This is a genomic window from Enterococcus rivorum (genome assembly GCF_001742285.1).
GTDB lineage: Bacteria > Bacillota > Bacilli > Lactobacillales > Enterococcaceae > Enterococcus_L > Enterococcus_L rivorum.
Genome location: NZ_MIEK01000001.1, coordinates 233,757 through 247,000 on the forward strand (window position 1 = coordinate 233,757; position 13,244 = coordinate 247,000).

At 35.9% G+C, this 13,244-nt stretch carries 10 protein-coding genes; 2 read left to right on the forward strand and 8 right to left on the reverse strand.

Features of this window, described 5'->3' with window-relative positions; translation table 11 throughout:
- The first annotated feature begins 162 nt into the window (after positions 1-162).
- Positions 163-1,200, forward strand: coding sequence for a GntR family transcriptional regulator (locus tag BCR26_RS01105; RefSeq protein WP_069697105.1), 1,038 nt, complete (start codon positions 163-165; stop codon positions 1,198-1,200).
- A complete protein-coding gene (locus BCR26_RS01110; protein WP_069697106.1) occupies positions 1,201-3,345 on the forward strand; it encodes a GH92 family glycosyl hydrolase in 2,145 nt (714 codons plus the stop codon).
- A gap of 193 nt (positions 3,346-3,538) precedes the next feature.
- Here BCR26_RS01110 and BCR26_RS01115 read toward each other — a convergent pair whose 3' ends face one another.
- The 8 genes from BCR26_RS01115 to BCR26_RS01150 form a co-directional block, all read right to left on the reverse strand.
- Positions 3,539-5,038 (reverse strand): response regulator transcription factor, encoded by a 1,500-nt coding sequence (locus BCR26_RS01115; RefSeq protein ID WP_069697107.1) that lies wholly within the window; start codon positions 5,036-5,038, stop codon positions 3,539-3,541.
- Entirely contained in the window at positions 5,028-6,761 is a 1,734-nt protein-coding gene (locus BCR26_RS01120; protein WP_069697108.1) for a sensor histidine kinase, read from the reverse strand. The genes BCR26_RS01115 and BCR26_RS01120 overlap by 11 nt, the downstream gene beginning before the upstream one ends.
- On the reverse strand, positions 6,754-7,368 hold the full coding sequence (locus BCR26_RS01125; protein ID WP_069697109.1) for a YesL family protein: 615 nt from the start codon (positions 7,366-7,368) through the stop codon (positions 6,754-6,756). The genes BCR26_RS01120 and BCR26_RS01125 overlap by 8 nt, the downstream gene beginning before the upstream one ends.
- A gap of 181 nt (positions 7,369-7,549) precedes the next feature.
- Complete coding sequence (locus tag BCR26_RS01130) at positions 7,550-9,001, reverse strand: ABC transporter substrate-binding protein (protein ID WP_069697110.1); 1,452 nt, start codon at positions 8,999-9,001, stop codon at positions 7,550-7,552.
- 457 nt (positions 9,002-9,458) lie between these two features.
- The gene (locus BCR26_RS01135; RefSeq protein WP_069697144.1) at positions 9,459-10,379 is read right to left on the reverse strand and encodes a carbohydrate ABC transporter permease; all 921 of its coding nucleotides are present in this window, start codon (positions 10,377-10,379) and stop codon (positions 9,459-9,461) included.
- A gap of 15 nt (positions 10,380-10,394) precedes the next feature.
- On the reverse strand, positions 10,395-11,342 hold the full coding sequence (locus BCR26_RS01140) for an ABC transporter permease (protein ID WP_069697111.1): 948 nt from the start codon (positions 11,340-11,342) through the stop codon (positions 10,395-10,397).
- 596 nt (positions 11,343-11,938) lie between these two features.
- Positions 11,939-12,550, reverse strand: coding sequence for a class I SAM-dependent methyltransferase (locus BCR26_RS01145; protein ID WP_069697112.1), 612 nt, complete (start codon positions 12,548-12,550; stop codon positions 11,939-11,941).
- Between the two features lie 13 nt (positions 12,551-12,563).
- Positions 12,564-13,151 (reverse strand): DUF459 domain-containing protein, encoded by a 588-nt coding sequence (locus BCR26_RS01150; RefSeq protein WP_069697113.1) that lies wholly within the window; start codon positions 13,149-13,151, stop codon positions 12,564-12,566.
- Positions 13,152-13,244: the final 93 nt, after the last annotated feature.

Consider the following 13,244-nt stretch of genomic DNA (forward strand, 5'->3'; position numbering starts at 1 on the left):
CCTAAATTTGATATATCATTTCACGATGCAAGTATATGCTAACGAAAGCTTTTTGTCTACTATTTTTTTAATATACATTGATTTACATTTAGGTTGAGCTCTTTTAAATTTTATGATACACTCACATCAATGATATATCATTTCACATTTAGGAGACTAATTATGTCAAAACCACTATACCAAAAAATTATGGATGACCTATTACAAGCGATGCGAAATGGACAGTTGCCTGAACACGCACAACTGCCGACAGAAAAAGAGTTATCCCAAACATACGGCGTTAGCCGAATTACATCAAAACGAGCGTTAACAGAACTAGAAAGTCAAGGACTCATCTATCGAATTCAAGGCAAGGGGAGCTATGTTCAAACGAAAAAAAAGCAACAGAAAAAAGTTTCCCGAATTTTATTTTTAATTCCTTTCGTGAACGACCTTTCACTTGGAAATTTTAACGAAGGTCTAGCTCCTGTAACCAGCGCTCATCAGTATGAAGTAATCATGTCTTCTGCAGAATTTTTAATTAATAAGCAGGCTGCGGATATTATCGAAGATTTTGACGGAATGATTTACTATGCGCATAATACAGAGGATTTTTTAGATACGTTATTTGAGTTATCGATTGCTCAGTTTCCGGTCATTATTTTAGATAAAAAAATTCACGACCTCCCTTATCCAACCGTTCAATCTGACAATTTTTCTGGTGGTGAGATGGCTACTAAACAATTGATTGCTCAAGGTCACCAGCGAATTGCTTATATTTTTGGTGAATCAACATTGCCTCAGTCCGTCCGTCAGCGTTATTTAGGTTACCTTCATGCAACCAACGAGCATAAGCTTGCCTTCCACACGGCAATAACTGATAAGCAAGCTTTTTTGACCAATGATGTTCTTACTTACCTTAATGAACAGCACATTACTGGCGTTGTTTGTGAAAATGATTTAGTCGGTATTTCTTTAATGAACCAAGCAAAACAAGTCAACGTTGATATACCAACTCAACTGTCTGTAATTGGCTTTGATAACATTCAAGCGGCTGCCCTAGTTAATCCAGCACTCACAACCATTGCTCAAGACTTTGAAGGCATGGGTAAGCTAGCAGGTGAACTTTTGATTAACTGGATTGAAAAGCAAATCGTACCAACAGATCAACAAATTTCAGTTCAACTAATTATCCGAAATTCAACAAAGGAGAACGATTAAATGCTTCTTAATCTTATTGATACAAGACACGGTACCAATAACCAGTATTCCTTTTCAAACGGTAATTGTTTACCTTACACAGGCGTTCCTTTTGGAATGAACTACTTCGCTCCTCAAACCAACGGCGATAATGGTAGTTGGTGGTTTCATCCTGAAGATCGTATTTTTCAAGGCTTTCGTTTAACGCATCAGCCTAGCCCATGGATGGGCGATTTTAGTCACTTAGTAGTATTGCCATTTAATGGAGAATTAAAAGAAGAAACCTTATTCCAGGCACAATCTTCTTATCGACCAAGTGAAAGCGTTTTTAATCCTAGCTACTTAAAAATTACCGAACAACGTTACCAATTAACCACTCAAATGATCCCTAGTATGTATGGCGGCGTGCTTACTATTGACTACACACAAAGAGCTGCTGGATTAATGCTTTCACTGCCTGGAAAATACGAATTAAGGATTGAAGACCCTCACACAATCTCTGGAAAGATTATCAATTTTTCTGGCTGTGAAGATCCTAATTTTTCTTTCTTTTTCACTTTACATTTCCAACAACCACTGGCAACAGAAAGCTTTGGGGAGAAAATCGGGGCAAATAAATGTCTGACAGTTTCTTTTGGTGATATTTCAGAACAAGTCATTCAATTCGGTACTTCTTTCATTAGCGACAAACAAGCAAAATTGAACTTGGCTCGTGAAATTGAATGGGCACCAAAAGATTATTTAAGTAACTCAGAACAACAGTGGCAAAACTATTTAAGCAAAATCGAAATCCATGATAAAAACAACGCACGACGTTCAACTTTTTATCATAATTTGTACCGAGCCTTTTTATTCCCTCAAACTTTTTATGAACAAGATACAGACGGGAAAATTATCCACTATGATACCTTGGCAAAAGAAGTCAAACCCGGTTATCTTTATACCAATAATGGTTTTTGGGACACTTACAAAACAGTTTATCCGCTATATTCTTTAATCGCTGAAGAAAAATATGCAGAGATGCTGGAAGGCTTTTTGAATAATTATCGGGAAAGTGGCTATTTACCGAAATGGTTATCACCTGATGAACGTGGTTTGATGCCTGGAACATTGATTGATGCCGTAATTGCTGATGCTGCGGTGAAAAATATTCGGCCTGATTTAATGCCTGAATTATTAAAAGCTATGATAAAAGGTGCGACTATTCAAAGCTCTAATCCTAATTATGGTCGGCAAGGAACTAAGGACTATTTAACTTACGGCTACGTCCCAGCCAGTTATCACGAATCCGTCAATCACACTTTAGATTACACTTACAGCGATTTTTGTATTAGTCAGGTAGCAAAAACATTGGGTAAAGCAGATGTCGCCAACCATTATCAAACGCAAGCGAAGAACTACCTTAATATTTTTGATCCGACTACTGGATTTATGCGGGCAAAACTATCCGATGGGACTTTTAAAGAACCATTTAATTGTCACCAATGGGGAGAGGATTATGCGGAGTGTAGTGCGTGGCAAAGTAGTTTTGCAGTGTACCATGATTTTGCGGGATTAATTCAAGCTTATGGCGGAAAAGAAACGTTTCAAGAAAAACTGATTGAACTTTGCAATCAAGCCCCAACATTTGATGTTACGGGCTATGGTTTTGAGATTCATGAAATGAGCGAGATGGCTGCTACTGAATTCGGTCAACTGGCGATTTCTAATCAACCAAGTTTCCATTTTCCTTACATGTTTAATTATATCGGTAAACCTGAATTTGCCCAGCCTTTGTTAAAACAATTGATGACCCAAGTATTCAATGATAGTCCTACTGGCTACCCCGGTGATGAAGACAATGGTAGCATGGCTGGCTGGTTTATTTTTAGTTCATTAGGACTATATCCCGTTTGCCCTGGTTCTGGTGAATATGTTGTTGGGATACCGCTATTTGACAAAGCAGTCATCCATCTCTCAAGTGGTGAAAAACTAACTATCACAGCAAAGCCAAATCAAGAACAACAGCAATTTGTCGACCATATAACATATAATGATTCGATTTACGAAAAATTGTTCTTCACCCATGATGAGTTAACGTCTGGAGGAACCATTGATTTTTCATTAGGTATCGTCCCGCGACCAAGAGAATATACGCTAGAACAACTGCCATTTAGTTGCAATTAGAGAAACTAAAAGAAGGTAAGACAGAAGTCGTTTTGGGGCGAGAAATTGGATCGAAAAGCGCACAATATGCTTTATTTGTTGAGTGATTTTCGGGAAATTTCCGAAGCCTCAGACTTTGGACCACCGTTTATTCGGATTAAGAGGATGAAACAAAACTGATTTTTAGTTTCGTCCCATCCTCTTCTAGCTATTTCTACTTATCTTCTCCCACAGAATGATATTGATTCTGATATTTTTCACGGAATTCTTTGGGTGTTAAGTCATTCATTTTTTTGAAAATCTGAGAAAAATACGTGCTATTGTTAAACCCAATTTTATCCGCAATTTCATTCACATTATCATCTGAATACAATAGTAAATTCTGCGCTTTTTTCATTCGGTATTGATTCAAATATTGAGAAAAACTCTTTTTGGTTTCCTTTTTAAAAAGCTGTCCTAAGTACATCACATTTAAATGCAGTGATTGTGCTACACTTTTTAAGGTTAGTTCACTGGCATAGTCAGAACGAATTTTATTAATCACATTTTGTACATTCTCTGAATAGTCATAAGATAACTTTTCTTTCGTGATTTGCTTAATCGTAGTCGTTAAAATCCCTTGTAATTTATCTGCATTTGACGAGTGGTTGATGTCATCTAAAATTTGCTGATACTCGCTTTCATCTAAGTGATTAAAACGTCGATAAATATCCATAAATAGCATAAACGTAATATGCCGAACATCTTCAGGGCGTGCACCAATTTTCTGTGTTTTTGCAAAGATCTCTGCAATTGTAGCTTCGATTGTCGTAAAATCGCCTACCATCAACGTTTTATTAAAATTAATAATGTCTGCAGATAAATCAAAATCATCTGAAAAAACCGAATACAGTACCTTACTGCCACTACTTTCATAAAATTTATAGCGCTGCAATGTTTGATTCGCCTTCTCGAAGCTATCTGGAACGTCTTCCCAATCATTTACTGTTTCCCCGATACTTACTAGCCAATTCTTATCTTCACTAGATTGGAACTGATTACTTGATAACAATTGGTTTAACTGATATTTCCCCCCTTTAAAAATATGCACAACCAAACTTTTATCCCCTAAATTTCGAGTAAAAAAGAGCGTTTGTTGCTGCTCTTCCAGCCATTGTATTGCCTGTGCCTTTTCTTCTCGGGTAACTTCAATCATCAGAACTGTCCATTCAGCTTTTTCCGAGGTATTTATCAACTGGTTTAATTCTTCATAGTTATCTTTATCAATCTCTCCATTAACCCATTGCGCCAATAAAATATCGCTGTACAAACCATCTCTGGTTTCTTGTTGACTACGACTATCCAAACGCTTTTTGGCTTTTCGGACACTCTTTAACAGCTCTTGTTTGTCAACGGGTTTCATCAAATAATTGATTGCCCCAAGTTGTAGTCCGCCTTTTAAGTAATCAAATTTTTGATAGCCAGAAAGAATCATAAATTCAAATTGATTGGCGTCTTTTTGCGCAGCTTCAACAAATTCTAAACCAGTCATTTCCGGCATTGTAATGTCTGTAATCACTAAATCAATTGCTTCTATTTCCATGACCGATAGCGCTTCTTTGGCATTCCTAGCTGTTCCTTTAATCGTGAACCCTTCTTCTTCCCAAGAAATAATTTTTTTCAAGCCATTTACAATCATATATTCATCATCAACTAACAAGACATTATAATTCATTTTTTTGCTCCTTTTTAAACGACAGTGTAATTGAAACACCCTTCCCCTCATTCGGATTAATGTTCATCAAAAAAGTAGGGCCAAAAAAAGCACGCAACCGTTCGTTGACATTTTGTAGACCAATCGAGTCATGTAGTTCAATTTGAGTGTTGCTTAATTTCGTTCGAATCAATGCTAGTTTTTGCGTTGAGATGCCTTTTCCATTGTCACGAATCATAATTTCCACTTGCTCATCAATCAATTGAGCTTTAACGCTAATTGCATTATCATTTCTAGAAAAGTCAATCCCATGAACAAAATAATTCTCAATTAAAGGCTGAATGGCGAATTTTGGAAGTGTTAAATCTTTCAGTACATCGTCGATTTCAAAGTGATAGGCAACGCGATCCGGATAACGCATTTGATATAAGTATACGTATTTCTCACAAAAATTTAACTCTTTGGCCAATGTCGTTGTTTTGGCCTGATCCGTATTGTTCCGTAATAACGTCGAAAATGCGTAGACCACATCAGCCAACTCCTCACTCCCTTCACTCAGCGCATACATCCGAATATACTCTAGTGTATTATAAAGAAAATGGGGGCTAATTTGCGACTGTAGTGCTCTCATGTGTGCATCCTGTTGCTTGATTTCTAGTTTATAAATATCTGCAATATACTGTTCACTATTATCCAGCATCGTATTGATTCCTTTAGACAACTCTCTTAATTCAAATTGAGTGGTTTTTTCATCGATTCGCGTGTTTAAATCTCCTTGTGAGACCCGTGCCATTGAATCCATAATAATATCAACTTGGTGAGAATATTTGGTAAATGTCCGATACAATAAATATAACAATAGTAAAATTAAGACAATTCCCCCTACTATTAAGATACGCAAATCCCAGAATACATGTTTAAAAATTTTCTCTTTTGAGATGGTCACTAAAATATCAAACCCACTCGTCGTTTGAAGATACTCCAACTGATTCTTTTCTTTCAGTGTTTGAATAGGTAATTGGGAATTCTTTTTCATTTCTTGTTGAATCAACTGTAAATCATTTTGTTTTGGACTTTCTGAATAAACTAATAGTTGATAAGCTGTATTTGAAAAAACATAGGCCGATAGTCCCCCGAAAGAAGTCAAATTAGCCAGGCTATCCAACATATCTTTTTTAGAAAATTCAACATAAAAACTTCCCAAAACTTCAAGGGTAACTTGATTGGTAATCGGATAAGCCAAATAAAATTTATTATTCAACTGTGGTGAGCCACTTTTTTTGATCCCACCTTTATTAGACAAGGTTGATAGGTAATACCCATCATAATTATTTAGCACTATCGCAATAGACTCAATATTATCGTACATTGTATAGAAATTTCGCACTTGTCCTGGCAAAAACAAATAATTTCCTGATGCCAATTGTTGGTCGTAAGAATAGTTTAAATAATTAGAGATTGGCAAGTCCATATAGCGATTCAAGCTATTGATTTTCTCTTGATTATCGGTCAAATTATTCAACATGGTTTTTCCCTGCATGTTTTTATCATTAATTGAACGACTAATCATATCAACTGCTTCCTGTACCGTAATTTGCCCTCTTCCCATTGACTGCCACAAAGTATTTATACCAATGCTAAACATACCAAACAAAATCACCACGACTAAAATTAGCGCATAATTTTTCAACAATCGATTCAGCAAAGTTTTTTCGTTTAAAGAAGAAGGCTTCGTTTTACGCATGTAACCCCAACCGCTCATCGATTGTTTCCCGCCATGATTTTGTTGCAGTAAAGCTCCAAAGTTGCATCATCGAAAACGTTCCAAATAAAATTAGACCTTTAAACTTCCAAGTGACAAACAAAAGAACCGCTATACCGATTGCAATTTTTAATAGATTAGTAAAATTAGATAACGTTGAAATAAATGCTAGTTTCAATAAATTTTTTAACCCGATTTCATAAAAGCTGTCCAATAATAACGCATATTGAAAGGTAACCAGTCCATAAATCATGGCAAATACTAAGAGAAAATCAACCACTAAAAAAAGCAGTCCTTGGATTTGAACCGACAAAAACAGATTGTACGCCAAAAGACCTAGTAACAAGATAACGCCGTAAAAAAGAATATTTCCTCGAATAAAGTTCTGCTTAAACCGCTCCCAGCCTTCTTTTAGTGTAATCTCCTTATAATCGAACTCATGACGAACAAACAAATCATTGATTGTTTTTAGAGCAGGGCCAACCCCAACGACTACTAACCCACAACAGCTAAACAACCAGAAAAATAAATTCAGCTTTACAATCACCCAGATTTTTATGAATAACGTTTCCAAAGCTTTTCCAACCATTTGTCTCTTCCTTTCTCTATCCCTCATTAACATCATAAATAACTCTTGCTGGAAATCCAAATAGAAAACATAGCGAAAACGAATATCTGTTTTCGCCACGTCTCAAAAAATCTGAATAAATGGCGAAACAGAAGTCGTTATTATAAAATAATCACTTCTGTCTGACCTTTTTTATTGTTGTTTATTTTTCCAAAAACAGATCATATTGTTTTTGCATTTCTGTTAACACTTTATCATAGCCCGCACCTTTTAGTGCTTCTTTTAGTTTTGGTACTGTTTCTTCTGGATCAACTGTTCCTGTGTTTAAGCCATCTAGATATTGATTCATGACATTTGCGATGTTACTTAATTCTGTTTTTACACTAGATGTCACAAAGTTAAACCCTAGAATAGGTGAGGTTTCCGCTTCAGCAATTGTTTTATCACGTTCTTTAATCATATCATCGGTAATGCTGTCTTGTGTGTACAATATTTTATTGTTTCCTGTATTCCAAGCAGAGAAATGGGTATTGGGTTTGTAGCCATCAAGTAATTTGATTTTATCGTCCTTCCCTTCAATTTTCTCCCAGGCTTCGCCTTCAATCCCCCAAACTAAACCATTTAACAATTCAGGATTACTATTAATTTGTCCTAATACTTCTACAGATTTTTCTTTATTTTTAGACGTATTTGAAACGACGAAGTTTGCCATTTGGGCTTGAGCGGTTGACTTCAAGGGAATGGTAAATGCTTTAGAAACCAATTCTTGCCCAGCAGCATTACTTAAAATTGTATCACCATAATCGTAAGGACCTTGTGTTTCTTGACGAATGAACCAAGTATTTCCTTCAAGTGGATACTCTGTATTACTTGTTGCTGCATCAGATGGAATGTATCCTGCTTGATACCATTTGTGCATGATTTTTAGTGAATCCATAAAGTCTTCATTTTCATATTGATTGATAATTTTTGTCGAATCTCCATTTAAATCCACTGCAAACGGATAATTATTCCCAATAGGAAAATCGAAATCTCCTTGCACTTTAAACCCTTGCCCAATCGCAAAGGCAGCGGTGTTTGGGCTTTTTTCATGAAACGTTTTTAGGACAGTCTCAGCATCCTGATAAGACTCAATGTCATCAATTGATAGATTATATTTATCTAGATATTGCTTGTTAAATGTTAGCACTTGTTGGGAATAAACATTTCCATTCACCGGAAACGCATACAATTTACCATCAACTAAATTCCCTTTGATGTATGCTTCATCTAACTGATCATAGGCATCTTTGGCATATTTTGGTGCTAAATCAGTTAAATCAGCAAAGGCTCCTTTTTGTGCATTCGGCACATAATTATCAGCAAACGCAATATCATAATTTTCACCTGAAGAAACAATGACACTCATTTTCTTTTGATAGTCTCCCCAGCCAATATACTGAATATTTAACTTTACACCTGTTTTTTCTTCAATCTTCTTATTAGCAATTTCCATCAAGTCATCATAATTCTCCGGCTTATCACCAATTTGATACATTAATAATGTCTTCTCATCTGCATTCTTACTACTGCCACTGCTACCACCACAAGCTGTTAAAGCACCTAAAAGAACAACCGTAGCACTAATACTGAACACTTTTTTCCAGATTTTCATTTGAATACCTCCTAATTTTAAAAGCTGAATGAACTCGGTAGTATCGACGAAAAATAGGAAAAGTTGGGTGTGACGCTTTCTGTCACAAACAACTTTTATCTTTTTTACGAGATACTGGTTCATGAAGCTAGATAACTTAAAAGCTGAGTAGGTCATTTAACTTTGTTAAAAAGCAAGAAAACATAACTGAGGCGTCCTTTGCCTCATACTAAGTTTCAGCTTTTTTCCGAAAGGTTGACCTGCAAAGCTGGATAGATAAAAGCTGAATGAACTGAGCAACATCGACGAAAAATAGAAAAAGTTGAGTGTGATGCTTTTTGTCACAAATATCTTTTATCTTTTTTCGAGATGCTGATTCAAAAAACTAGATAACTTAAAAGCTAAGAAGGTTCTTTAACCTTGTTTTAACTTTTTTTCAAAAAACTAACCTGAACGTTAGATAACAGTTAAATATATTTTATTCTTTCACCCCACCAATTGTTAACCCTTTGACAAAGTATTTTTGGAAAAATGGATAACTAATCGCAATTGGTAAAGTTGAAATGACGACAATTGCCATTCGAGCTGACTCCCCTGGGATAGATGCCATACCACCGGCCAGTTGACTGCTGGCACCTGCATTTTGGGTAAGATATTGAATATTATTCTGAATTTTCATCAATAAATATTGTAGTGGTACTAAGCTATCTTTTTGAATATATAGTAACGCGTTAAACCAATCATTCCAATAGCCTAAAGCTGCGAATAAACTAATCGTCGCAATTCCGGGAACTGCCAACGGCAACACAATCTGAAGGAAAATCCGTAACTCAGAGGCTCCATCAATTCTAGCAGACTCGATAATAGAATCTGAAACAGAACGCTTAAAGAAGGTTCGCATGACAATAATATTAAATGGACTGACGGCCATTGGTAAAATCAAGGCCCAAATTGTATCCTTTAACTGCAGTAAATTCGTCATCACAATATAATTAGCAACCATTCCTGGAGAAAATAGCATTGTAATCAAACAAAACACAGTAAAAAAACGACGGAAGGGAAAATTCGACCGTGAGATAACATACGCATACAATGATGTTGCCGTACTGTTAATCAACGTACCTACGACTGTCACAACCACTGTTACAAACAGCGCTTGAAAGATTTTTTGATTCATTTGATCGAATAAATAGGTATAGCCAAAGAAACTAAACTCTTTTGGCCAAAAGCTATAGCCATAAGTTGCTAATGCTGTTTCATTAGTTAAAGAAATTGCCACAACAAATAGAAACGGCAAAATACAAGAAAGAGCAAAAATAGCGATTAAGAAATTAAAAAATACATTGATAGGTTTATTAAACGAACGAATTTCTACTTTTGAAACTGTTTTTTTCCTCAACATTTTCACCCCTTCTTAGAATAAGGCTGATTCATTATCGAATCGGCGGACAAGACCATTGGTAATCATTAATAAGACAAACCCAACTGTGGATTGATATAAACCAGCAGCTGCGGTCATCCCCAGATCTCCTGTTGAGGTCAAACCATTATAGATATACGTATCTAGGACAGAAGTTACCTGATATAAGGACCCAGAATTTCTAGGTACATTATAGAATAAACCAAAGTCTGCTCTAAAAATATTTCCCACTGCCAAAATCGTTAAAATCGTCATCAATGGTAATAATTGAGGGATTGTTATATTTTTAATCTGCTGCCACTTACTGGCACCATCCACCATTGCCGCCTCATAATACGTTGGGTCAATCCCCATAACGGAAGCAAAGTAAATAATGCTATTGTAGCCGATTCCTTTCCAAGTTCCAATGAATACTAAAATAAATGGCCAAAATTTCGGCTCACTATACCAATTAATTGGTGTTCCTCCATTGCTTGTAATCCATTGATTGAAAATGCCTTTATCTGGACTTAAAAATGCATACACAAAATACCCGATAATAACCCAAGATAAAAAGTAAGGCAATAAAGACATTGTTTGATAAACTTTTACCAAACGCTTATTCCGTAACTCGCTCATTACAATTGCAAAAAAGACAGAAATGATGAGATTTAATGTAATAAATGTCACGTTGTACAACACTGTATTTTTAGTAATCAAGAACGCATCATTGGATGAAAATAAAAACTTGAAGTTTTCCAACCCCACCCATGGACTTGCCTTCAAACTAGCAAGAAACCCATCTGAAGAAATATGAAAATCTTTAAAAGCCACAACGTTTGTCAACACTGGAATGTAAAAGAAAAAAATCATCCAGACCATCGCCGGAATCGCCATAATAATCAGTGCTTTATAGCGCCACACATTCTCCCAAAATTTGGCGCTTTTTGATTTTCGTTTCATTTACTCAACTCCTTTCCTAAAATCTCTACATTTGAATTGTAGCCTTCTCAAACTAAAATAAGAATAAACAAATTATAGATGTTCTTATAAAAAATATAGATATTTATAGAATGTAGAAAAGATACTCTATGAAAGTGATTCCTCCATGCTATCCTCATCATAAAAATGAGAAGGCAGCCATTATGGCAAGTTACCAAAATTCAAAAATCGCTATAAAATCAGAAAACTAAAAAGTAACTGCTAACGATCTAGTCAAAATCACTCGCTACATTACTGAAACAGCCTGTTGGCAAATGGTTCGTGAAAAGTCGCTGCATTTGAGGTCATTCAAAACTCATTGCCACGCTATTTGTACTTACAGGATTGATTGAACCTACAGTTAAAATAGAAATTAATAGAATTGCTACTGTAAATACGAAAAAGAGACCCAGACAAAACTAAAAATCAGTTTTGTTTCGGTCTCTAAATTCGAATAAGTAGCAAGAGCAAAGCAGCCTCTGCACTTTTCCTCCCTCTCATCAAGCGATACAAGCTAAAGAATAACGTTCTTGAAGGTCTGATTATTTCTCAAGACTAATCACTTTTAGCTTAAACAACTATTCCACTTCTTCTTTAACACTTTTCAAAATATAATAACCTTTGTCTTTTTTGACTAGCTCCACATTGCCGAAAACATCTTCCATCTTTTTCTCAGCACTTGGTGCGCCTTGTTTCTTTTGAATCACGACTGTTAACGTCCCTCCAACTTCAAGTAACGGATGAGCTTCACTTAAAATTTCGTGAACGACTTTTTTCCCTGCCCGAATTGGCGGATTACTGACAATTGCTGCATATTTTTCTTCATGAACAGATTCATAGATATTTGATGCATGGACATCCACGGTTTCAATTCGATTACGAACCGCATTTTCTTTTGCTAATGCTACCGCGCGAGTATTCACATCAATCATTTCCACTGTTCGTCCTGTAATTGAAGCTAACGTCAACCCAATTGGTCCATAGCCACAACCCACATCTAAAATTTTTCCCTCTGGCAGTTGCTCCCACTCAAAGGTATCAATCAATACTCTTGAACCATAATCCACCGTTTTCTTTGAAAAGACCCCACTATCGGTCACAAATTGAAATGTTTTTCCTCTTAATTCAAAAGCCCATTGCTCCAAATGATGAGCCAGCTCTGGATTTTCTGTATAATAATGATTTGCCATAATCTTCTTCTTCCTAACCTTGTTTTTTCACCAGTCTACCTTTTATTTCCTTCACAATCAAGTCCGCCAGTAAATCATACCCTAACTGAGAAAAGTGCAAGCCATCTACCTGTAAAAGCGTTTCTGTTTCAGGATAGGCCGTCATTGTCTGATACAAATCGATCAGCGGTATTTGCTGGTTTTTTGCCACTTCTTTTCCTTTAAGAACAATTTGAGCAACTTTTTCTTTAGGACGTTCAGGCCTTCTTCCCGATGCAACATAGGGAGCCGTAATTAAGACCACTTTTTCCCGACCAATTTCTCGAATCATTTTTTCCAAGTTTTCTCCATATTGAGTCACGGAAACTGGACGATCGACAGAACAATCATTTGCTCCAAAAAAGATCACCACAATATCTGGTTTTTCCTGTAGGACTTCTTTTTCTAAACGTTTTAAGCCATCTTCAGTCGTATCTCCTGGCATACCCGCATTCACTAATGTCACATCTTCTAGATCAAGCCGATAAAGCCTTTCCTTGATCAAATTTATTAATACAGGAGAAACGGCTTCTTTGAAATAGCCAGCTGTAATACTATCACCAAACAAAACAATTTTTTTCATGCTCATTTTTCCTATTCCTATTTATTTGTTTTTATCATATCATTATTTGATGTTTTTTGCTGTACCCAATGATTCTTTTTACAATTTCAGGTG